The 23672-nt window shown below is 31.7% G+C and carries 21 protein-coding genes, 3 pseudogenes and 1 riboswitch; of the genes and pseudogenes, 15 read left to right on the top strand and 9 right to left on the bottom strand.

All coding sequences use genetic code 11. The features are described from left to right. Positions 1-14: 14 nt before the first annotated feature. From hydA to I6H46_RS01570, 10 genes are all read left to right on the top strand, one after another. The gene (hydA, locus tag I6H46_RS01610; protein WP_200226026.1) at positions 15-1397 is read left to right on the top strand and encodes a dihydropyrimidinase; all 1383 of its coding nucleotides are present in this window, start codon (positions 15-17) and stop codon (positions 1395-1397) included. Next, positions 1397-4033 (top strand): selenium-dependent xanthine dehydrogenase, encoded by a 2637-nt coding sequence (gene xdh / locus I6H46_RS01605; RefSeq protein WP_200226024.1) that lies wholly within the window; start codon positions 1397-1399, stop codon positions 4031-4033. The genes hydA and xdh overlap by 1 nt, the downstream gene beginning before the upstream one ends. A 46-nt stretch (positions 4034-4079) precedes the next feature. Next, entirely contained in the window at positions 4080-4787 is a 708-nt protein-coding gene (gene yqeC, locus I6H46_RS01600) for a selenium cofactor biosynthesis protein YqeC (protein WP_040401680.1), read from the top strand. Beyond that, a complete protein-coding gene (locus tag I6H46_RS01595) occupies positions 4777-5349 on the top strand; it encodes a nucleotidyltransferase family protein (protein WP_019118630.1) in 573 nt (190 codons plus the stop codon). The genes yqeC and I6H46_RS01595 overlap by 11 nt, the downstream gene beginning before the upstream one ends. Continuing rightward, on the top strand, positions 5336-6157 hold the full coding sequence (yqeB, locus tag I6H46_RS01590) for a selenium-dependent molybdenum cofactor biosynthesis protein YqeB (protein WP_019118629.1): 822 nt from the start codon (positions 5336-5338) through the stop codon (positions 6155-6157). Before I6H46_RS01595 ends, yqeB begins: the two co-directional genes overlap by 14 nt. After that, positions 6138-6914 carry an XdhC family protein gene (locus tag I6H46_RS01585; RefSeq protein WP_019118628.1) on the top strand — a complete coding sequence of 259 codons (777 nt, stop codon included), beginning with the start codon at positions 6138-6140 and terminating at the stop codon, positions 6912-6914. The genes yqeB and I6H46_RS01585 overlap by 20 nt, the downstream gene beginning before the upstream one ends. Before the next feature lie 69 nt (positions 6915-6983). Then, positions 6984-7967 (top strand): molybdopterin-binding protein, encoded by a 984-nt coding sequence (locus tag I6H46_RS01580; protein WP_019118627.1) that lies wholly within the window; start codon positions 6984-6986, stop codon positions 7965-7967. Continuing rightward, positions 7967-9130 carry a M20 metallopeptidase family protein gene (locus I6H46_RS01575; protein WP_019118626.1) on the top strand — a complete coding sequence of 388 codons (1164 nt, stop codon included), beginning with the start codon at positions 7967-7969 and terminating at the stop codon, positions 9128-9130. The genes I6H46_RS01580 and I6H46_RS01575 overlap by 1 nt, the downstream gene beginning before the upstream one ends. An 8-nt stretch (positions 9131-9138) precedes the next feature. After that, positions 9139-9285: a hypothetical protein gene (locus I6H46_RS09620; RefSeq protein ID WP_234287383.1), complete on the top strand. Its 147-nt coding sequence runs from the start codon at positions 9139-9141 to the stop codon at positions 9283-9285. After that, complete coding sequence (locus I6H46_RS01570) at positions 9242-9580, top strand: hypothetical protein (RefSeq protein WP_019118624.1); 339 nt, start codon at positions 9242-9244, stop codon at positions 9578-9580. The genes I6H46_RS09620 and I6H46_RS01570 overlap by 44 nt, the downstream gene beginning before the upstream one ends. 225 nt (positions 9581-9805) lie before the next feature. On the opposite strand, the gene I6H46_RS01565 is transcribed toward I6H46_RS01570, so the two are convergent. Continuing rightward, on the bottom strand, positions 9806-10210 hold the full coding sequence (locus I6H46_RS01565; RefSeq protein WP_019118623.1) for a hypothetical protein: 405 nt from the start codon (positions 10208-10210) through the stop codon (positions 9806-9808). 92 nt (positions 10211-10302) lie between these two features. Between I6H46_RS01565 and I6H46_RS01560 the strand changes: the two genes are divergently transcribed. Next, positions 10303-10527, top strand: coding sequence for a hypothetical protein (locus tag I6H46_RS01560; RefSeq protein ID WP_004839362.1), 225 nt, complete (start codon positions 10303-10305; stop codon positions 10525-10527). A gap of 60 nt (positions 10528-10587) precedes the next feature. Beyond that, entirely contained in the window at positions 10588-11889 is a 1302-nt protein-coding gene (locus I6H46_RS01555; protein WP_019118622.1) for a pyrimidine-nucleoside phosphorylase, read from the top strand. Between the two features lie 69 nt (positions 11890-11958). Here I6H46_RS01555 and I6H46_RS01550 read toward each other — a convergent pair whose 3' ends face one another. Next, positions 11959-12747 (bottom strand): hypothetical protein, encoded by a 789-nt coding sequence (locus I6H46_RS01550; RefSeq protein ID WP_019118621.1) that lies wholly within the window; start codon positions 12745-12747, stop codon positions 11959-11961. Between the two features lie 192 nt (positions 12748-12939). Then, positions 12940-13036: riboswitch (purine riboswitch) on the top strand. A gap of 58 nt (positions 13037-13094) precedes the next feature. Between I6H46_RS01550 and I6H46_RS01545 the strand changes: the two genes are divergently transcribed. The 3 genes from I6H46_RS01545 to I6H46_RS01535 all read left to right on the top strand — a co-directional run bounded on the left by I6H46_RS01545 (position 13095) and on the right by I6H46_RS01535 (position 17333). Next, positions 13095-14516: an NCS2 family permease gene (locus I6H46_RS01545; RefSeq protein WP_019118620.1), complete on the top strand. Its 1422-nt coding sequence runs from the start codon at positions 13095-13097 to the stop codon at positions 14514-14516. Positions 14517-14524: 8 nt separating this feature from the next. Then, positions 14525-15799: an amidohydrolase family protein gene (locus I6H46_RS01540; protein WP_019118619.1), complete on the top strand. Its 1275-nt coding sequence runs from the start codon at positions 14525-14527 to the stop codon at positions 15797-15799. Positions 15800-15998: 199 nt separating this feature from the next. Continuing rightward, a complete protein-coding gene (locus I6H46_RS01535) occupies positions 15999-17333 on the top strand; it encodes a sodium-dependent transporter (RefSeq protein ID WP_019118618.1) in 1335 nt (444 codons plus the stop codon). Between the two features lie 168 nt (positions 17334-17501). Here the strand turns inward: I6H46_RS01535 and I6H46_RS01530 are convergent, their stop codons facing one another. The 7 genes and pseudogenes from I6H46_RS01530 to I6H46_RS01500 all read right to left on the bottom strand — a co-directional run bounded on the left by I6H46_RS01530 (position 17502) and on the right by I6H46_RS01500 (position 23353). Continuing rightward, complete coding sequence (locus tag I6H46_RS01530; RefSeq protein WP_019118617.1) at positions 17502-17666, bottom strand: transposon-encoded TnpW family protein; 165 nt, start codon at positions 17664-17666, stop codon at positions 17502-17504. 122 nt (positions 17667-17788) lie between these two features. Then, a complete protein-coding gene (locus tag I6H46_RS01525) occupies positions 17789-18178 on the bottom strand; it encodes a bleomycin resistance protein (protein WP_004839355.1) in 390 nt (129 codons plus the stop codon). A 73-nt stretch (positions 18179-18251) separates the two neighbouring features. Continuing rightward, positions 18252-19713 (bottom strand): annotated as a pseudogene (gene mobQ / locus I6H46_RS01520) (MobQ family relaxase). 241 nt (positions 19714-19954) lie between these two features. Further along, positions 19955-20275, bottom strand: coding sequence for a DUF3847 domain-containing protein (locus I6H46_RS01515; RefSeq protein ID WP_200226021.1), 321 nt, complete (start codon positions 20273-20275; stop codon positions 19955-19957). Positions 20276-20389: 114 nt separating this feature from the next. Continuing rightward, positions 20390-20894 (bottom strand): annotated as a pseudogene (locus tag I6H46_RS10385) (hypothetical protein). 57 nt (positions 20895-20951) lie between these two features. After that, positions 20952-21569, bottom strand: a complete 618-nt coding sequence (locus tag I6H46_RS01505) for a class I SAM-dependent methyltransferase (protein ID WP_039920586.1) — start codon at positions 21567-21569, stop codon at positions 20952-20954. A gap of 148 nt (positions 21570-21717) precedes the next feature. Then, a pseudogene (locus I6H46_RS01500) lies at positions 21718-23353 on the bottom strand (recombinase family protein). Positions 23354-23672: the final 319 nt, after the last annotated feature.

Below are 23672 nucleotides of genomic sequence, written 5' to 3'. Positions count from 1 at the left end.
AAGCAGGTGAAGGCGTGTCTATATTGATTAAAAATGGAACTGTGGTTCTAGATGAAAAAATAGAAAATTTAGATATTTATATAGAAGATGAAAAAATCCAAAAAATTGGCAAAAATTTAAACCTAAGTGCTGAAAAAATTATTGATGCCAAAGATAAAATAGTTACGGCAGGTGGAGTAGACGTTCACACCCACATGTCTTTGGATTTGGGAAAATTTGTTGCTTGTGATGATTTTCATACAGGAACAATAGCAGCAAGTTATGGAGCTACAACTACCATTTGTGATCACATAGGAGCCTTAGAAAAAGGAGCAAGCCTTCACAAATTAATAGACCATTACCACGATATTGCAGACGGAAAAGCTGTTATAGATTATTCTTTTCACGGAGCAATGTATGAGGTCAATGATGATTTGATTGAAGAAATAGAAGATTTAATGGATGAGGGAATCCCATCCATTAAAATCTATTCAACTTATGCAGGAAAACTTGAAGATGATGAAATCCTAAGAGTTTTGAAAAAAGCAAAAGAAGTTGGGACAATAGTTTGTGTTCATTGTGAAAACGATGGGCTCATAAAAGAATTGAGAAAAGAGGCGATAGAAGCTGGTAATCTTTCTCCAAAATACCATGCCCTTACAAGACCAAATGAAAGCGAAGCAGAAACAATAAATAGACTTGCCTATCTTTCAAAAGTAGCAAATGATCCAAAATTATATATAGTTCACACATCAACCAAACAAGGACTTGATGAAATAAAAGCAGCAAGAGCCAGAGGACTTAAAAATATTTATTGCGAAACATGCACCCAATATTTAACTTATGATGAAAGTAAATATATGGACAATCCAAACGAAGAAGCGGTTAAATATATTTGTGCACCTCCCCTTAGAAAAAAATCAGACATAGAAGCCTTGTGGGAGGGAATAAAAAATGAAGATGTGGATGTAATAGCAACTGACCATTGTCCATTTATATATGAGAGCGAAAAAAAACCTTACGCTGATGATTTTACAAAAGCGCCAGGAGGAATTCCTGGAGTTGAAGAAAGAATGGAAGTGGTTTTGACTGAAGGCTTAAAAAGAAATATTCCATTAAGTAAATTAACAAATCTTTTGTGCAAAAATCCAGCAGAAATCTTTGGATTTTCAAATAAAAAAGGAAGTATAAAAGAAAAAAAAGACGCAGACATAGGGATATTTTCCAAAATTTCCTACACAATAAAAGAAGAAAACAGACATTCAAAATGTGATTATACAAGCTATGAAGGATACAAAACAGATGTAAAAGTTGATACAGTAATAGCAAAAGGAAAAATTATTTTGGATAAAAATGGATATTATGGAAAAAAAGGCATGGGCAAATTTATAAAAAGAAAATTAGATAAGGAAATATGATGACAAATAAAGATACGATTTTAATAGGAAAAAAAATACAAGGACAGGATCCCTTTATTATAAAAGTTAATGGGAAAACTTATGAAACATACGAAGATAAATCTTTATTAAGATTTCTTAGAGATGACTTAAAATTATTTTCTGTTAAAGATGGTTGTAGCCAAGGAGCTTGTGGAACTTGTACAGTTATAGTTGGAGATATTCACAAAAAATCTTGTATAGTTAGGCTATCAAAACTTAATGGAGAAGAAATTATAACAAACGAAGGTCTATCTCAAAAAGAAAAAGATGCCTTTACATACGCCTTTACTAAGGCAGGAGCTGTCCAATGCGGTTTTTGTATTCCTGGAATGGTTATGAGTGGAGCAAGTTTAATTAGACAAAATCCAAATCCTACAGAAAAAGAAATTAGAGAAGCTATCAAGGGAAATATTTGTAGGTGCACAGGCTACAAAAAAATCGTTGATGGAATAACTTTAGCTGGAAAAATTTTAAGAGGCGAAGAAGAAATAAAAGACGAAGAAAGTGATGCTTTTGTTGGAGCAAGAGCCGACAGAATTGATGCAAAAGAAAAAATTCTTGGAACAGGAACTTATGCAGATGATATAGAACTTCCAAATATGACTTATGGTTCTTGTGTAAGAAGTAAATTTCCAAGAGCAAGGCTTTTAAGTTTAGATACAAGCGAAGCCGAAAAACTTGATGGAGTTGTTGGAGTTCTTACTGCAAAAGATTTGCCAGTACAAAAAGTTGGACACATCCAAAGAGATTGGCCGGTATTTATTGATGTTGGACAAACAACAGCTTCCCTTGCAGATGCATTTTGTTTTGTAGTTGCAGAAGATGAAAAAACTTTGGAAAAAGCAAAAAAACTTGTAAAAGTTGAGCTTGAAGAATTAGAACCTGTTAGTTCAATCAAAGATGCTATGGCAGAAGATGCCCCACAAGTTCACGAAGGCGTTGACAATCTTTGCCAACAAAGACATGTTTCTCGTGGAGATGCAAAAAAAGCTTTGGAAAATTCAAAATATACAGCAACCTTTACTTACAAAACTCCACTTGGTGAACACGCTTTTCTTGAACCAGAATGTTGTGTGGCAGAACCATACAAGGATGGAGTAAGAGTTTATTCATCCGACCAATCAGTTTATGATACAAGAAGAGAATTGTCAATTATGTTTGATTGGGAAGATACTCCAGAAAGAATTGTCGTAGTAAATCCATTTGTCGGCGGAGGATTTGGTGGAAAAGAAGACATGAGTGTTCAGCCACCAGCAGCTCTTGCAGCTTATCTTTTCAAAAGACCAGTTAAACATAAATTTACAAGAGATGAATCATTAAGATGGCATCCAAAACGCCACCCAATGGAAGGAACATTTACAATCGGCTGTGATGAAAATGGAATTTTCCAAGGAATGGAATGTGAAATTTATTTTGATACAGGAGCTTATGCTTCACTTTGTGGACCAGTTTTGGAAAGAGCTTGTACTCACTCAGTAGGTCCTTACAATTATCAAAATACAGATATAAAAGGCTACGGATATTATACAAACAATCCTACAGCAGGAGCTTTTAGAGGATTTGGAGTTTGCCAATCAAATTTTGCAATGGAATCAAACATAAATATTTTAGCAGAAAAAGTTGGAATTTCTCCATGGGAAATTAGGTATAGAAATGCAATAAAACCAGGCGAAGTTCTTCCAAACGGACAAATTGCTGATAGATCTACTGCAATGGTTGAATGTCTTGAGGCTGTAAAAGATATTTATGAAAAAAATAAAGATCACGCAGGAATTGCAGTTGCTATGAAAAATGCCGGAGTTGGTGTTGGACTAAAAGATATTGGTAGGGTAAAAATTGTTGTTGAAAAAGATTTTGTAAGAGTATTTTCTGGAGCAACTTGTATAGGTCAAGGTGTTGGTACAATTATTTTACAAATGGTTGGAAAGGCAACAGGACTTCCATATCACAAAATAAAAGTTATGCCACCAAGCACTTTAACAAGTCCAGATTCTGGAACAACATCAGGTTCAAGACATACCCTTATAACTGGTGAGGCTGCAAAAAAATGTGCTGAACAACTTGCAAAAGATTTAGAAAACCATAGCCTTGAAGAGCTTGATAAAAAAGAATATTTTTACGAATATGATGATCCAACAGATCCGCTTGGCTCTGATAAACCAAATCCAAAATCACATATCGCTTACGGCTTTGCAGCCCATGTTGCAATTTTAGATGATGATGGAAAAGTTACAGATGTTTATGCTGCTCACGATTCTGGAAAAGTTGTAAATCCTACAACAATTGAAGGCCAAATCGAAGGTGGAGTTATAATGAGTCTTGGTTATGCTTTAACAGAAGATTTGAAAGTTCAAAATTCTGTTTTAAAAGCAAAATATGGAACAATGGGCTTGTGGAAAGCACCAGATGCTCCAAATATTCATACAATTTTAATTGAAAAAGATGAATTATTAGACCTTGCTTACGGAGCAAAAGGAATTGGAGAAATTGCAACAATTCCAACAGCACCAGCAGTTCAAGGAGCATATTATGCAAAAGACCACGATTTAAGATTAGAGCTTCCATTAAGAGATACAGCTTATAGTAAAAATAAAAAGAAAATTATAAAAAAATAGGAGAATAAAGGATTGTGAATTTCACAGTCCTTTAATTTATTTTATTATGGAAAAAAATTTAGATGAGATTTTAAAAATCAAAAAAAATGATGTGATTTCTATCACAGGATCTGGTGGCAAGACTTCTCTTATGTTTTATCTTGCAAATATTTTAAAGAAAAAAGGTTCAGTTTTAATTACTAGTTCTACAAAAATAAAAGTTCCAGAAAAAGACCAAGTCGACGAACTTTTTTTATCTTTTGATGATTATATAAAAAAAGATTTTAAAAATAAGATTGTAGGAATTGGCCAAAAGCTTGATGGAGTTAATAAATTAAAGTCTATTGGAGAAAATAATTTAAAAACTATAAAAAAAGACTTTGATTATATTATAATAGAAGCAGATGGATGTAGAAATCTTCCCCTAAAATTTTGGAAAGAATATGAACCAGTTATTTATGATTTTACAGATAAACTTGTTGGAATTTTTTCTATAAAAGTTTATGGAAAAGAAATTTCTCCTGATTTCATTTATAATTTTGATGAATTTAGGGAGAATATAAAAAGTGATATTGTAGATGAAGAAGTTTTTGAAAAACTTATAAAATCTGGAATTTTCGGAGATTTTTGCGGAGAAAAATTTATTTTCTTTAACCAAGCTGATAGTATTTTTGAGAAAAATCAGGCAAAAGGGGTAATAAGTTATTTAAGAGAGAAAATAAATTTGAAATATTTTTATGGATCAATTTTAAAGGAGAAATATTATGAAAATTAGTGCAATTGTTATGGCGTCTGGACTTTCTAGAAGAATGGGAGAAAACAAACTTTTACTTGATTTTAAGGGCGACAAACTTTATGAATGGGTTCTTGATTTGGTAGAAGAAATTGATTTTGATGATGTTATCCTTGTTTCATCTTATGATGAAATTCTTGAATCTGGCAAAAAAAGAGGATTTAAGGCGATTTTCAACGACAACAACGAAGTTGGCAAATCTGCATCAATTAAGCTTGGAGTTTTAAATTGTGATAAGGATTCTGCTATGATGTTTTTTGTAGCTGACCAACCATTATTAAAAGTTGAAACTGTTAATAAATTAATTGAAAAATATAAGGAAAATCAATTGATTACCTATCCAAGAACTGAAAAAAGAAGGGGAGCTCCTGTAATATTTTCACCAGAATACAGGGAAGGTCTTTTGTCTTTAGATTTTGACCAAGGCGGAATGATTTTGGTTAAGGATGATAATAAAAATGAAGTTAAAATTGACGATATTAAAGAATTGTGGGATATTGATACCTACAAAAATTTGGAGGAATTAGAAGATGCCTCTAAATAATATTGTAGTTTTTAGGGGCGGTGGCGATGTTGCAACTGGTTCTATCCAAAAATTATTTAGAACTGGTTTTAAGGTTTTGGTTTTGGAGATGGAAAAACCTCTTTGTATAAGAAGATATGTTTCAACTGCCCAAGCAATTTTTGATGGAGAAGTGCAAATTGAAGATTTTACTGCAAGAAAAGTTGAAAGTCTTGAACAAATTAAAAAAGCCTGGGATGAAAATGTAGTTCCAGTTTTTGTTGACCCAAAGGCTGAAATTTTAGAAGAATTAAAACCTATGGCTGTGGTTGATGGAACTCTTGCCAAAAAAAATATTGGAACAAATAAAAATATGGCTGATATTACAATCGCTCTTGGACCTGGTTATGAGGCAGGAGTTGATGTTGATTATGTAATTGAAACAAACAGGGGCCATGACCTTGGTAGGTTAATTTTTGAAGGTTTTGCAGAAAAAAATACAGGAATTCCTGGAAATATTAAAGGCTTTACAAGTGAAAGAATTTTAAGAGCAGTAGACGATGGACAAATCCAAGTTATAGAAGATATTGGTTCTGTTGTAAAAAAAGACCAAGTTGTCGCTCTTGTAAATGGAAAAGAAATAAAATCACAACTTGATGGAATGGTTAGGGGCATGATTGGAAATGGCTCTTTTGTTACAAAGGGTTTAAAAATTGGAGATGTTGATCCAAGAGTTATTCCAAAAAATGCAAAAACTATTTCTGATAAGGCAAGGCTTATTGGTGGAGGATGCCTTGATGCTATTCTTATAGGAAAAAGGAGAATTGAAAATGGATATACAAATTCTTAAAAAAATTGTAGAAAAACTTGATGGGGGAGAAAATGTTGCCTTGGTAATTCTTACAGAAACCAAGGGTTCAGCTCCCGGCAAGGACAATTCTTCTATGGCAGTTTTTGAAAATGGAGAAATTTCTGGAACAATCGGCGGAGGTCCTATAGAGTTTGATCTTATTAAACAAGCAAAAAAAGCTCTAGAAGATGACGAAGAAAAATCTTTTGATTATACTTTAAATGAAAAACAAGAAGTGAAAATGTCTTGTGGGGGAAGAAATAAGGGGTATATCAAAATTTTTAGGGCAAATCCCAGTTTGATTATTTTTGGGGCAGGTCATGTTGGACAAAAGCTTGCAAGAGTTGCTGTAAATACAAATTTTGACGTGACCGTAGTTGACCAAAGAGAAGATTTCGAAGACAAAAAAGATTTGGAAAATATAAGAGAATTTGTAATTTCAAATCCAAAAGATTTTGCTTCAACCTATAAATTTAACAAAAATACCTACATTTTAATCTGCACACCAGATTATGATGAGGAAGTTTTGGAAAATGTAATCGACAAAGATTATAAATTCCTAGGTATGATTGGTTCAAAAAGAAAAGTAAAAAGAGTTTTTGATAATTTGAAAGAAAAAGGAGTAAGTGAAGATTTACTTAAAAAAGTTCACGCTCCAGTAGGTTATGATATTGACGATGGAAGTGTTGAGGAAATTGCAATTTCAATTCTATCCTTGATGATTTCAATTAAAAATAATAAAGTAATAGAAAATTAAAAAATATACAAACCATTAAATATTTAATGGTTTGTAATTTTTTGGAAAAATTTATAAACAGGAGAATTTATGCTAAAAAAAATAAAAGTAGAAGATGCAGTTGGGCATGTGCTTTTTCATGATTTAACTGGAATAAAAGCAAGTGGCTTTAAGGGTGTGCTTTTTAAAAGAGGCCATGTAATCCAAAAAGAAGATATAGAAAAATTAAAAGATATTGGAAAAGAGAATATATTTGTGGGAGAGCTTGACAAAGGTTTTGTCCACGAAGAAGATGCAATAAGAGAAGTTGCAGATGATTTGATTGGAGAAAATATTTCCTATTCAAATCCATCAGAAGGAAAAATTGGCTTTAAAAGCAAGACCTATGGACTTTTTGTGATAAACAGAAAGGGACTTTTTGATCTAAATATGGAAGGAGATTACACCTTTGCAACTATTCCTTCATATTCAATTGTAAATGAGGGAGATAATTTGGTTGGAGGAAGGATTGTTCCTCTTTTTACCGAAGAAGACCAGGTTCAAAATATTAAAAAAATTGCAAAAAAATATGAGCCAATCTTTGAAGTGAAAAAATTTCAAAAATTAAAAGTTGGAGTAATTATTACGGGAAATGAAGTTTTTACAGGAAGAATAAAAGATATGTTTGAGCCTGTAGTTAGGGAAAAATTATCCCACTTTAACCATGAGCTTCTTGGAATTGAAAAATGTCCAGATGACAAAGAATATATAGAAAAAGTTTGTAAAAAATATCTAGAAGAAGACGCTGACCTTGTTATATTTTCTGGTGGAATGAGCGTGGATCCTGACGATATAACTCCATCAACCATAAAAGATTTATCTGATAAATTTATTATCCAAGGAATGCCAGTTCAACCAGGAAATATGCTCACTCTTGGTATGAAGGGGAAAACTTATTTACTTGGGGTTCCAGGAGCAAGTATGCATTCAAAATTTACAAGTTTTGACATATTCTTGCCAAGAATTTTTGCAAAAATCGACCTTAAAAAAGAAGATTTTATTGAACTTGGAGAGGGAGGACTATTAAACAAATAATGCTTGAAATTTCGAAAGAAGATTTAGAAGAAATAATAAAAATTAGACACGATATTCACATGCACCCAGAAGTTTCTGAAAATGAATTTAGGACAACAAAAATTATAAGGGACTTTCTGGAAAAAATTGATGGAATAGAAATTATAGATTTTCCAATAGAAACTGGTTTGATTGCAAGGCTTAATACTGGAAAAAATGGAGAAGTTATTGGTCTTAGGGCAGATATTGACGCTCTTTTACAAAAGGAAGAAACAGAAATTTCCTACAAATCAAAAAATGATAAGATCATGCACGCTTGTGGCCACGATTATCACACATCGGTTGTCCTTGCTATAGCTAAACTTTTATCAAAAAATAAGGAAAAATTAAATGGCGATGTGGTTTTTATTTTCCAAAAATCAGAAGAAATAACGACAGGAGCCAAGGAATATTTGGACAAGGGACTTTTTGAAAAAGTAAAAATTGACAAGATTTTGGGCCTTCACAATTGGCCAGAAATTGATTATGGCAAGGCGATAATAAAAAAAGGCCCTCTTATGAGCACAAAGGTCAATTTTAAAATTGAAATTATTGGAAAAGGCCAACACGGATCTATGCCACATTTAAACATTGACCCGATTGTCTGTGCTTCAAATATAGTAATGGCCCTTCAAACAATTATTTCAAGAAACACAAATCCATTTGACTCTGCAGTTTTATCCGTAAATTCTATAAATGGAGGCTCAGAAAACAATCTAGTTGTAGATAGGACTCATCTGTCTGCAACAATCAGATCACTTTCAGAAAAATCTTTGGAAAAATCAGTAAAAAGAATGGAAGAAATAGTAAAAAATATAGCCTGTGCCTATGAGTGTAAGTACGAAATAAAATACACAGAAAAAATTCCCCTAGTCTATAACCCAGAAGAAATGTATGAAAAAGTTTTAAAATCAGCAGAAAAAATTTTGGGAGAAGAAAATATAATAAAAGAAGGACAAACCATGGCAAGTGAAGATTTTGCCTTTTATATGGAAAAAGTCCCAGGATTTTTCTATTGGTTTGGAAGTGGAGAAGAAAATCACAAAAAAGAAGCCCTCCACAGCAAAAATTTCTACTGCTCAGATAAGGCAATAAAGCCCGCAGTAGAAGTTATGGCAAATGCAGTTTTGGATTTACAAAATTAGGAGGGATCATGTTAAAAAATAGAAAATACTACAATCTAGTAAAAAAACAATTAGAAAAAGATAAAATTTTAGAAAATTTTGAAAAAATAAATGGGAGAAATTACAAATGTAATGGAAATAGATGTAATAAATCTTCCAAAAAATTTAAAGTTTGACCAAAAAGAAGACCACGAAAATGGAATCTATGCCTTTGGGGCAAGTTTTTTAAATAGGGAATATGAAGTAGGAATCCTTCTTGATATAGAAGAAATAAAACCCCTATCCCCATTTTGGCTAGAAAAAGAAAAGAAAAATATAAACAAAAAAGATTTGAAATTTTTCCTAGAAAGTCTAGCAGAAAACTTAGAAGAAGGCAAAACAAATTTTCCAATTTTTGTTTTCTACAATAATAAAAACAAATTATCCATAAGCCCTCAGGCTATAAATCCTTTGGATATATTAAAAAAATAAGAGCAAAAGTTCTTCAGAGCGTAGACAAACCCTCAAGCACGAATATCGGACTTCAAAAATTGTTGATTTCTAAATTCCAAAATTCAAAAAACGCAAACTCGCTAACGCTCAAACAGTGCGTTTTTTGACGAATTTTAAAATTTGAAATCAAATCAATTTTTTCCGTATGATATTCTTAGCATGAGGATTTGTATACTTTGTCAACAGTATGAAGAGTAACAGCTCTTATTTTTTTGCCCTTTTATCCAAAAAGTATCTGATTTCCTTGTAAAGTAAAGATAAAATATAAGCTCCGGTTAGCATATATAAGTTAAATGAAATAGATTTAAATCCTTTAAAATCATTCACATCCATATCCAAAGAAACCAAAACCATAGATAAAATTAATATTAAAATAATTGTAAATACTACGGTTATTAAAAATTGATTTTTATATTTTTTGGACTTATACAAGTCAAAATGATCTGAAAAAAGCAAGGTAACAAAAATAAAAAGTAAATCTCCAATCAAAAGTACAGCTCCACTCATATTTGTTGCCAAAAATACTCCGCCCATTGCTAAAAATAAAATTAGTAAAATAAAAACCCTAAAAAGATTAGGTTTAAAATTCTTAATTAATTTTTTAATCATAAAATCCTCCTATATAAATAATATCATAATAAAAAGAAATTTATATATATTTTTTATATGGGGTAAAATCATTATATAGATTGGAGGATGACATGGCGATTTTTGATAGGAAAAATGAGAAAGCGTTTGAACAAATTGTTGATTATTATGAATTAGAAGAAATTAAGAAAGAGGATTTGGACCTTATTTTTAATAATTCTACTATGTTTGCTAGTGGTGGAATAAATGCTTTATTTGCACAAAATTGGCTTATGATTAAACAACTTGATAGGCTTAATAAGAATATTGAAAAATTAATTGATAAAGAAAACGCTTAATTTATATAAATTTTTCAAAAATTTGAAAAATGGGTATTTATATATAATTAGGAGGATATGATGAGATTTGTAGATATAATTGAAAAAAAGAAAAATAAAGAAGAATTAACAGATGATGAAATTAAATTTTGGATTGATGGTGTAACGGATGAATCAATTCCTGATTATCAAACTTCTGCTCTTCTTATGGCTATTGTTTTAAATGGAATGACAGATCATGAAACTGCAAAACTTGCAGAGTGTATGATGAATAGTGGCGATGTAATTGATTTGTCAGATATAAAAGGAATAAAGGCTGACAAACATTCTACTGGTGGGGTTGGAGATAAAACTTCTCTTGCTCTTGGCCCAATAATTTCTGCTTGTGGCTTAAAACTTGCGAAAATGAGCGGACGTGGTTTGGGTCATACTGGTGGAACACTTGATAAATTGGAATCAATTGAAGGCTTCAATGTATTTTTAAAAGAAGAAGATTTTAAAAAACAAGTCAATGAAATTGGCTTTGCAATTATTGGTCAAACTGGAGAGTTGGTTCCTGCTGATAAAAAACTCTATGCCCTAAGAGATGTTACAGCAACTGTCGATTCAATTCCGCTTATTGCATCATCTATAATGAGTAAAAAACTTGCATCTGGATCTGACACAATTTTACTTGATGTAAAATATGGAGAAGGTGCTTTTATGCATACAATTGAAGATGCCAAAAAATTAGCAAATGCAATGATAAATATAGGGAAAAAACTTGGCAAAGACACCAAGGCAATGATTACTGATATGAATCAACCTTTGGGAAATACAATCGGCAATGCTCTTGAAGTAAAAGAGGCAATTGAAACTGTTAAAGGAAATGGGCCAAAAGATTTTACAGAATTGGTTTTGACTGCAGGAGAGATTATGCTTGTTCAAGGAAAAATTGCAAAAAATAAAAATGAAGCAAGAGCTATGCTTGAAGATGCAATAAATTCTGGAAAAGCCTTTGAAAAGTTAAAGAAAATGGTTGAATACCAAGGCGGAAATGTAAAACAAATAGAAGATCCAGACCTTTTGCCTCAAGCAAAATTTAAAACTGAAATGAAATCCCAAAAAGAAGGTTACATTGATAACATTCATTCCATGAATCTTGGAATTTTATCAATGAAACTTGGAGGAGGACGTGAAAAGAAAGAAGATAATATAAATTATGCAGTAGGACTTGAAATGAAAGTAAAAAAAGGCGATAAAATCAAAAAAGACGATATTCTCGCAACAGTTTATCACGACGAAAAACTAACAGATGAATGGATAAAAAGTTTTTACAATACATTTTCCTACTCAAATGAAAAAACAAATCCAATTCCAGTTGTAGAAGAAATTTTGGAATAGTTTTGAAGTTAAAATAATAAAATTTTTTAAAAAAAACAATCCTAGCAAAAAAGCTAGGATTTTTAAATTTTACTTTTCTTTAATGAATTTAAAAATATAAATTGCGACAAGGCTTGTCATTATAAATAAAACAACCGCTCCAATAAATACAATATAATTAGAATTTTGAAAACTTGATGATGGTCTTTGTTTTCCTATTATTCCAATCAAGGAAAATAAAAATCCAATAATTAAGCCTGAATTTTTGTTTTCTTTAAAAACAAACAAAACCACAGCACTTGCAAGAATTAACAAAATTAGGCTTATAATTATTGCAAAAGTTGAATATGAATCTTTTCTATTTTCGAAAAGAACCATCATTATATTTGTAAAAACCGAAAAAATAATCCATCCTGCATGAATTCCTGTAGGAAGAGTGATAAGATATTTGTATTTTTTAGAAAAATCCTTATTTTGATCAATAGTTTTTACAAGATTAATCAAAATCAAAGCATAAGCCATTGCTCCTATAAGGGCTGGCATAAGATAATTATTGTTTACCATTACTACATAAATTCCATTTGCCATATTCCAAAAAATAAATAGTGGCATCAATTTTTCGTAATAAATTTCCTCATTTGTCATTGAAAGCTTTTTAATAAAAGGCAAAAGCAAAAATAAAAGAGAAAAAATATAAATGAAAATCCAAATATAAAAAGTAAAAAAGTCGGGTACAAGTGGATTTTCATACATTTCTAAAATATCTTTATATTTGTGTAAAAAAAATACTCCAACATAAGCCATATAAGAAAAAATCAATGTCAAAATGAACATTATTAATCCGATTAGGTAATTTTTATTTTTTAATTTCTTTTTCATAAGTCCTCCTAAAAATCTCAATAGATATTTACCCATTTTTAAAATAATTTGAATTTTTAATTTTTATTTTTAGAAAATCACAAAATTTTGAAAAAATCTTATAAAAAATAACTTTATTTCGCTAATAAGCTATTGACAAAGAAATGTTGTATGTAGTATAATACAGAAAACGTTATCTTAATTGTCGACAAATGATAAGTTTTGACTAAAAGCGATATAATCTCATAATTGGTTGAGAGTTTCTACGACTTACCGTAAATAAGTGGCTATGGCTTTTAAAGATTAATAGTTAATCTTAAAATAACTATAACTATTAAATTAGAAAAAAATTATGAAGGAGGATCCTTATGGACTCAAAAACAAATGGTTTTCTAAATAGGTTTTTTCATCTTAATGAAAATAATACTAATGTAAAAACTGAAATTATCGCTGGAATCACTACTTTTATCACTATCGCATATGTGTTGATAATTAACCCTCAAGTTTTGTCTTCGCCTTTTGAAATTATGGGTGATAGCCAAATGGCTCAAAAAATTTCAAACGGTGTATTTATCGGAACTTGTCTTGGTGCCTTTATTGGTACAATTTTAGTTGCTTTTTATGCAAAACTTCCTTTTGCTCAAGCTCCCGGCATGGGCCTAAGTGCATTTTTTGCTTATACTACTATGCTTGGTATGGGATATTCTTATGCCCAAGCTCTTGTAATTGTTTTTATCTCAGGAATATTATTTATTGTAATCACAGCTCTTGGAATTAGGGAGGCAATTATTCGTGCAATTCCCGATTCTATAAAACTTGCTATGACACCTGGAATTGGTTTGTTTATTACCATAATTGGTTTGAAAAACGCAGGTCTTGTTGTAGGAAATGAGGCTACCTTGGTTTCTCTTGTAGATTTTGCAAAATGGAGAGGCCCTGATGCAAATGTAGAACTTGTTATGGGTGCAGTCCTTTCACTTATTGGACTTTGTTTAATAGCAATTTTATCTTACAAAAAAGTTAAGGGAGCAATTTTGATTTCTATTTTAGCTTCAACTCTTTTAGGTATTCCAATGGGACTTACTCATATTTCAAATTTAAGCTTAAATTTGGGAGCACAAGTTAATGACTTTTTTGAAGTTTCATTTTTTAATTTAGATTTCGCAGGACTTTTTGCGGGAGAAAATATGTGGACATCAATTTTTACTGTAACTATGCTTGTTCTAAGCTTTTCACTTGTAAATATGTTTGACTCACTTGGAACTTTGCTTGCAGCAGCAAAACAATCTGGTCTTGTTGATGAAAAAGGAGAAGTTATTAATTTGAAAAAGGCTCTAATGAGTGATGCAATTTCTACTGCAGCAGGAGCTTTGGTTGGAACAAGTACAGTAACTACAGTTGTAGAATCATCAGCAGGTATTGCAGAAGGTGGAAGAACAGGACTTACAAGTCTTACAACAGCACTTTTATTTTTACTATCAATAATATTTGTGCCAATTATTTCAATAATCCCAGCACAAGCTACAGCACCAGCTTTAATTTTTGTAGGCGTTTTGATGCTTAGTGGCGTAAAAGACATAGATTTTAACGACATAACAAATGCACTCCCAGCATTTTGTACAATAGTTTTCATGCCATTTACATATTCAATAGCAAATGGTATAGCACTTGGCTTAATCACATATTGTATAGCAAAATTCTTTACAGGACAAAAAGATCAAATAAAACCACTAACACTAATAATTGCCCTTACCTTTGTATTTAGGTATGCCTTTATAACCTTAGGGTAGGTGGACAAATGACAAAAACTTATGCCCTAAAGGGAAATATAATTTATAGCAAAAATCAAAACGAAATAAATTGTTTTGAAAATTCTTATTTAATTTGCCAAGATGGAAAATCAATGGGAGTTTTCGAAAAATTAGATGAAAAATATAAAGACATAGAAGTAATAGATTTTGGAGAAAAAATAATTTGCCCAGGTCTTGTTGACCTTCATATCCACGCCCCTCAATATAATTTTAGGGGCATGGGCATGGATTTGGAATTGTTGGATTGGTTAAACACTTACACATTTCCAAGCGAGGCAAAATTTAAAGACGAAGATTATGCCAAAAGATCTTACCAAAGATTTGTAGATTATTTAAAATATGGACCAAATACAAGACATGTAATTTTTGCAAGTCTTCATGTAAAATCTACACAAATTTTGATGGATTTGATGGAAAAGTCAAAAATGGTTTCATTTGTTGGAAAAGTTAATATGGATAGAAATGGTGGAGTAGACCTTGAAGAAAAAGATGCAGATGAATCAGAAAAGGCAACACTTGATTGGCTAGAATCCATTAAAGGAAAATATAAAAACACCTATCCAATTTTAACACCAAGATTTATCCCATCATGTACTGATGAATTGCTTGAAAAATTAAGAAAAATAAAAGATGAGTACAATCTTCCTATCCAATCCCACTTATCAGAAAATTTGGGAGAGATAGAATGGGTAAAAGAATTAGTTCCAAAGGCTAAATTTTATGGAGATGCTTACAATATTTTTGATTTATTTGGCAAAAACAACAAAACGGTAATGGCTCATTGTGTATATTCAAATGATGATGAACAAGATTTGATAAAAGAAAACGAAGTTTTCATTGCACATTGTCCAGATTCAAATACAAATTTAACATCAGGAATTGCTCCTGCAGGAAAATATCTAAGAGAAGGACAAAAAATTGGACTTGGTTCGGATGTTGCAGGAGGAACTCACGCATCAATTTTTAAAGCCATGGCAGATGCCATAAAAGTTTCAAAATTAAGATATAGATTAGTTGACGAAAAAATAAAACCATTAAGCCTCGAAGAAGCATTTTATATGGCAACTTTGGGCGGAGGAGAATTTTTTGGAAAAGTCGGTTCATTTGAAAAAGGCTACGAATTCGATACTATAGTAATAGATGATGAAAAATTATTAGAAGAAGATAAATTCAACTTAAAACAAAGACTTGAAAGAATAGTATATTTGTCAAAAGATGAAGATATAGTTTCAAAATTTGTAAGAGGAAATAAAATATTTTAAAAAGCTTCGCCTGTTTTAAAGCAGGCGGAGTTTTTTTGTTGATAAAAACTCTTTATAAATTTTAAAATCGGAAGGATTTTTATGGATTAATTTTAATCTTTCTTACAAAGTTATAAAACTTACTTGCCTACTTTTTTAATATTTATTAAAATAAAATAAAAATTATTATTTTCTGTTATAATAATACTAGGAGTAAATTATGAAAGAAAAGAATTTAAAAAGAGATGGATTTCAAAGTAAGTGGGGCTTTATTTTAGCTTGTATAGGTTCGGCTGTTGGGATGGGAAATATTTGGAGATTTCCAATTCTTGTTTCTCAATATGATGGGATGACTTTTTTAATTCCATATTTTATATTTGTAATTTTAATTGCATCAACAGGAGTTATAAGCGAGATGGCTTTGGGAAGATTTACAGAATCTGGAACTGTTAGAGCTTTTGGTAAATGCACCGAATTAAGATACAATAACAAAAAAATTGGAGAAAGACTTGGAATAATTCCAGTTGTAGGTTCGCTTGCCCTTGCTATCGGCTATACTTGCGTAATGGCTTGGATTTTTAAATATACTTTTATGGCTTTTTCTGGAGATTTGAAAGCTATGGGAAATAATATGGACCTAATTGGCGAAACTTTTTCAAAAACAGCAAGCGGGGCAAATCTTTGGATAGTAATAGCCATAATTGTAAGTTTTTTTATTATGATTTTGGGCGTTTCAAAAGGAATAGAAAAATCAAATAAAATAATGATGCCAACACTTTTTATTTTATTTGTATTTCTTGCAATTTATATTTCAACAATGAATGGCTCATCAAAAGGCTACGAATATATTTTTACCATCAACAAAGATTTAATAAAAAATCCAAAAGTTTGGATATATGCCTTTGGCCAAGCATTTTTTTCACTATCAGTAGCAGGATCTGGAACAATAATTTACGGCTCATATTTATCAAAAAAAGAAGATCTCATTGCATCCGCAAAAAATGTAGCTATTTTTGATACAATAGCATCCCTTATGGCATCTTTTGTAATAATTCCAGCCATGGCAACAACAAATACACCTCTAGATACAGGCGGGCCAGGACTTATGTTTATATACTTAGTAAATGTTTTAAATTCTATGCCAGCTGGAAGATATTTGGGAATAATTTTTTACCTTTGCGTTTTGTTTGCAGGAATTAGCTCAATTATAAATCTATACGAATCATCAGTAGCCTATTTGCAAGAAAAATTTAATTTTTCTAGAAAAAAATCAACCCTTATAATTCATATTTTTGGTTGCATAATGGCAATATTGATTCAAAAAATTGTAGGAGAGTGGATGGATGTAATTTCAATTTATGTTTGTCCATTGGGAGCAGGACTTGCAGGAATAATGTTTTTGTGGGTAGGAGGAAAAGAATTTGCCCTAAAAGCAGTAAACCAAGGAGCAAAAAAACCAGTCGGAAATTTTTATTTTCTACTTTCAAAATATATATACGTAGGAGCATCACTAATAGCCTTGATAGCAGGAGCAATTCTTGGAGGAATAGGCTGAGAAATTATATAAAAGTAAACGAGATAATTATTTTATCTAGTTAGAGCGCAGACAAAGTCAGTTTAATAATTCAAAAATAAAATTATGCTAAAACTCATCTCGACTAGATGATTGTGCCTTGATTTGGGAAGATTTGTCAAGGACATAAACAAAATTTCTTTGACAAATTTATATCTTCTCTGTTTCTCTCTTGATTAGCCTTAGTATTTTATCTTTGTATGTTTCCCCTGTACCTTGCTTGAAATGTAGGTTTACAGTATATTTTATCTTTCCAAGATCCATTGTTAACTGTTTATTAGGTGGTGCTTGTATTCCTCTTTTTTCTTCTTCCATAAGTCCTCCTTTCCGTTTTTTAGGCAAAGAAAAAACAGTAAACCTTTTTTTGACTTACTGTTCTGTGAACTGCTATGTTATAGCCTATGTTTAGTTGTTTAGGTTAGACAAACTGTGAGTTATCAGTTTGTAAATCTTAATAAATATCCATTGGGATCTTGTATTAAGAACTCAATTTGTGTTTCTTCTGTACCATTAACTTGATATTTATTTCTTGTTAGTTCTCTATATATTTCAAAATTTAGAGTTTTCACTAATTTATAAAGTTCTTCAACATCTTCAACTGCTATTGAAAAATTTATACCCCTTCCCAAGGGATAACTTAATTCGCCCGTGTTCCACCCATCATCATGAATTTGTTCAAACATAAACTGACTATCTTGAAAAGACATGAAAACAAATTTTTCATCATTGCGTTCGTATTCTACTTTGAATCCTAATCTACTATAGAATCTTTTTGTTTTATTAATATCAAAAACTGAAAACTCTGGAATCATCTTATTAAAATCCATCTTCATTTCCCCTTACAACTTCAAATTTGTTTTGCTCAATATTTATAGCATTATACCATTTTTTCACTCAATTTTATAGGTCTAACTCGTTCCTCTTTACCTGTGATAGTTGCTTTTCTTGTTCCTGTAACTGCTCTATACAGGTCTTAACTTTTTCAGCCTGTTCTACTTCCTCTCGTATTTCTAATATTTGATTGTATAGGCTCTTTTTCTCTTTCTTCAAAGTGCTAGCCTCTGATTTCCACTTGGATATATTTAAGGTCTTACTTTCACCTAAATGCTCTTTCAGATATTTCTTGGCACTCTCAAATAGAATAATCTCTGCAGTATGCTCATTATAAAAATCTTCCTGTTTGCTTTTCTTTAATTTGGTATAGGCTTTGTAGATATCTTTATGTTTCAAATATTTCTCGGCTTGGTCGATAAGCTGTGTTTTATCATCAATTCTTTTTTCAGTGTCTTTGATAGCTTTTGTGGTCTTGTAATTCTTATCTCTTAAAGTAACTATGCTTTCTTTCAGTTCAGATATGGAAGTGATGTTTTTATCTTTAAGAAGCTGATAACTCTCAATATATTTCTCTAAGTCTGCATTATTGCTATCTGCGTTTTGATTGATAAGATTTTCAAAAATGGATAGTAGATTTTCTTTTGGTGGGATGGTGGATTTTATGTTTTCTGTTTCTGCTGTTTCTTCTTTTCCAATTCCTCTTATCCAATTTAACAAGGCTTTTATTCGTCTTGAAATTTCTTTTAATATCTTATTTTGATGTTTGATTTCTCGGTTAATATTTCCTCTGTCTGTGGCTATGCCTTTCTTCTCCATTTGTGTTGCTGATACTCCTAAATGAATGGTCGGTATTTGTTCTATTCCTTGTCTTTGATAAGAACGATGGTCTACTTTTTCCTGTATGCTGTTTTCTTCAAGATATTTGTTTGTAATGTCTGCCCATGCTTTTCGCCACTCTTCTGCTTTGTCTTGCTCATTCCAATCGACTGTATCTATTTTTCTTGTTTTGTAATTGCCGTTTTTGAGTTTTATCTTTTCTCCGTTTTCATCAAGGATATATTCCTTTTTTTGATTTTGCTCCCCATGTTTTATCTTCGTTTAACGGTCGCATGGTAAGTAAGATATGAGCGTGTGGGTTTCCGTCATTTTTATCGTGCAATGCAATATCGGCACACATACCGACTTTCACAAAATTTTCTTTTACATATTCTCGTACAAGTTCTATCTGTTTTTCTCTATTTAATTCTTTGGGTAAGGCAATTTCGATTTCTCTTGCAAGCTGTGAGTTTTTACTTTTTTCTATTTTCTCGACACTGTTCCATAAGACAGAACGATTTACAAATTCCTGCGGTGCATTTTGTGGTAGTAAAATTTCTGTATGGGCTATTCCGCCTTTTCTTGTAAAGTCGTGGACTATTCCGTCATATTCATTTTTTATCTTTTCGCCACTTCGATAGGCGGAAGCTGCCACTGCACTTTTGCCTTTGCCTCTTGAGATAATCTTTATACAAAGATGATATATCGCCATAGTTAAAAACCTCCTTTCCGTTTTTCTGATACTTTGATGTGGCGACGGATAAGACTTCCTAAAAAAATCGGATAGCTTTTATCGGTTTTCTTTTTGGAAGTACACAAGGGGTAGGAAATTTATTTCCGTAGGGGAGTGTAGCTCCCCTGTATCAGCGTTAGCTGATATGCCCTCTGCTAAGAGCCTTCGGAGAACGCACACACCCTTTAGGGTGTATAAGTGCGCCCTTGTAAACAAGGGACTATTCCTCTATGTCCGTTTCTTCCTCTTGGTTTTCTGTGTTTTGATTTTGATTTTCTTTTCGCTTCTCTATGATTTTTAAGATTTTTTGATTGATTATTTCTTTGATATTTTGGAATGTGATTAGCTGATAAAATTCATCTTTGGTGAAATCCTTGCTTTCTGTAAAGATACTTTCAAACACTCCTCCTTTTTCATAAAGCCGTATATCTCTCTTTTTTCGTTCTTCCTGTTTCTGTTGACTGATGAGCTTTTTTCTTTTGTTTTGTAACTGCTTAATTTCTTCTTCTGCCATTAAAATTTTTTCATCTATGTTTTTCATTTTCTGTTTACCTCTCTTTCTAATTTTGAGCAAAGAAAAAACAGTAAACCATTTGATTTACTGTTCTTATGGTATCTCTTATCAAATTATTAAATTGTTTATGCAACTCTAAATTTATCTTCCTAAAAAGCCAACAAACAAAGCTTGAATTGTAGCTATAATTGGTACAAAAAAAATGGAACTAATAAAAAATGTTCTCGAATTGCCAAATGTTTCATCCAATTATTAAACTCATAATCTTTGTGTCCCTCTGTTCCCGGAATAACTATCTTTTCTTTATATTTTCCTTGAAATAAGAGACAATCCAATAACAAAAAATCTCCTATATTTAATATACTCCACTGAATGTATCCCATCCAAAATATATTCCAAAAGCCAACGACTCCTGAATGTAAAATACTTATTGTTGAATAAATAAAACAAACTCCCACAATAATGATAGTAAGTGTCATGTTTATCTTTTCTCTTGCTTTGTCATTTGTTTCGGAGCTGTTTTTTGGATAGCCTTTGGATAAGAATCCAAAAAGAATCTTGGATTAATAAGTACCAAAGAAGCCACTGCACCGTTAAAAATAGCTGCTATAGCAATTCCGACAAGAATTGCCTGTATTAAATCCATAAAATCATCTCCCTTTTGCTTTTAAATTCATATTACTTTGTAAATAATAATTTAATATTACTTTTTATATGCAATCATTACACCAACTGGTGCAAGACCTCCATTTACCAATTTCATTTCAGCTACTGAAAATCCATATTCATGGGTAAATTCTTCAAATTCCTTTTTATCCCATTCTTGATACATCTTAAATCCTAAAATAGACATCAACCTTTTTATAATTTTTCTTTGTTTTCCCTCTTTCCATAGAAAAGTGGGGGCGAATAAAGTCCCATTAGGTTTTAACACCCTATATATTTCTTTCATCGCCTCATCCGGTTTAGGCATAATATGAAGTGCATTAGCTATTACTACACAATCAAATTTCTCATCTGTATAAATCAATGAAGTAGCATCAGCTATTTCAAAGACAAGGTTCTCGTATTCTCCATGTTTTCTTGCTTCAAAAATCATTTGTTTAGAAAAATCAGTTGCAATCCAACTTTTCGTATATTTTGAAAGGTTAAAGGATAATTGACCTGAACCACAAGCAAGTTCAAGTACATTCATATCCTTACTCAAATAGGGGGTTATGTATCCGCAAACTTTATCATAAACACCTTTATCCTTCTTCATAAAAGGAGCATACAACTTGGCGAATTTATCCCAAAATTTTTTGTTACTCTTATCACTCATCAGCAAAACTCCTCCCAACAACAAATTTTAAACTCTCTCCGCTTTTAGCATTTCACATTATTCCTTAAAGATGAAAGCTAATTGCAAGTTAGTCTAAATTAACTAATGATATTTTACCATTTTTAAGTCATTTTTCTATGCCCGCTTTTCATAGTACTTGACAGTTACCTATAAAGTTAAAATACACATCAACTTGTTGTTTTCTGTCTTTGCCTTTTCTTCCCCCTGTGGCTTCATGGACTACAACTTTTTCTATATACTCATTTATCATTTGTACTGTCAGTTCCTCAATATCTATATATTTCTCTATCATTTTTAGGAATTTATCGGTATCAACTTTTCTCTGATGATAGCTTTCTATTTCATTTTCAAAATACTGTATTTGCTTTTCTAAGTCTTGTTGCTCCGTATCATATATATTAAATAATCTATCAAAGTGTTTTACAGGAATTTTCCCAAGTGCGTGGTCTTCATACAGCTTTGTAATAAGTGTTGTCAATTCTCCATTTCTTGAGGACAGTTTTTCTAATTTCTCTTTATCCTCTTGATACTTTTCTTCTCTTTTTTCGTCGGATAACTTGTTCATCACTTTTAGAAATTCTTGCTTTTCTTCTTTTGCAAAATCTGTTATTTCCTTTATTGATTTTAAGAGAATTTCATTCACTGTTTTTACTTTAATGTAGTGCATACTGCAACTGCCTTTTCTGTGTCTGTAATGTTGACATACAAAAGAGTAATCACTATCATATTTCTTTTCTTTATGTTCTGCCGGCTCTCTGTAACTTAATTTTCCTCCACAATCTGCACAGATTAAAAGTCCTGTAAGTGGATTTGATGTTGTACCGTACTTCGGACTTCTTCTTACTGTCTTTCTTAGCCTTTGAGCATTATTCCATGTTTCTTCGTCAATGATAGCTTCATGGGTGTTTTTGAAGATAATGAGTTCCTCTTCTTTTGCCTTTCTTGGTTTTGTAGTCTACACTAATTGTCTTTCCCAATACAGTGTGTCCCATATATTCTCTTTTTTCTAAGATATAGCCTACTGTGGTCGGTGTCCAAAAATACGGGTCTTCTATTCCTCTTTTCTTGGAGCTATGGTTATTTTCAGGGTAATGTATTTCTGCATAGGCTGATGGGATAAGGACTTTATCTTTGGTTAGTATATCTGCTATCTGTGTTACTCCATATCCCTCTATTACAAGATGGTAAATGCGTTTTACGACCTTTGCACTCTCTTTATCGACAAGTAGCTCCTGTTTGTTCTTAGGGTTTCTAAAATAGCCGTATGGCACACTTGGGGATACTCTTTTACCCTCTTCCATTCTTGCTCTGAAGATAGATTGTATTTTTCTTGATGTATCTCTTGCGTACCATTCGTTCATAATGTTTAGAAATGGGGTAAAGTCGCTTTCTGCTTGTTTCTCACTGTCTATTCCGTTATTGATAGCAATAAACCTTACTCCCTTTTCTTTGAACAGTATTTCGGTGTAAAAGCCTACTTTGAGGTAATCTCTGCCAAACCTACTCATATCTTTTACTATCACAGTAGATACTTTGTTTTCTTCTACTGCTTTTATCATCTTTTGAAATCCCTCTCTATCAAAGGTTGTTCCGCTTACTCCATCGTCTGTATAGTGATAAATATTTACAAAGCCGTTTCTTTTGGCATAGCTTTCAAGTAGCTGCTTTTGATTGGTGATGGAATTGCTTTCTCCTTGCATTTCATCATCTCGACTTAAACGCTCATAAAGGGCTGTTTGTCCTGTTCTTTTCGTATTTGACATGAGAATTACCTCCTTTCCAAGTTTTTATTATTTTCTCTGTCCTTATAAGGCTAATCCTTTTGGCACAATCATCCATAAAACTAGTGTGATAACACGAAAAAGTTTGTAAAACAAACGTGTTTTAGTGTGAGTGAAACGAACGCATGGAGAGCTCCCATGAGATTTCTCCGCTCGTTGCACACGATAAATTGGGATAAACAACCGAAATCAACGGTTGTTTATCTGGTCGAAATGAGTAATTTTTTAGTTTGTCAACAATCTGACGAGATAATTATTTTATCTCGTTTTTTTATTGCGAAAAATTAGTTTGTAAAATCAT

This window comes from Anaerococcus obesiensis, from assembly GCF_016599815.1.
In the GTDB taxonomy this organism is placed as follows: Bacteria; Bacillota; Clostridia; order Tissierellales; family Peptoniphilaceae; genus Anaerococcus; species Anaerococcus vaginalis.
Note: the sequence above shows the minus strand (reverse complement) of the source record. Positions and strands in the feature narration are given on the sequence as shown.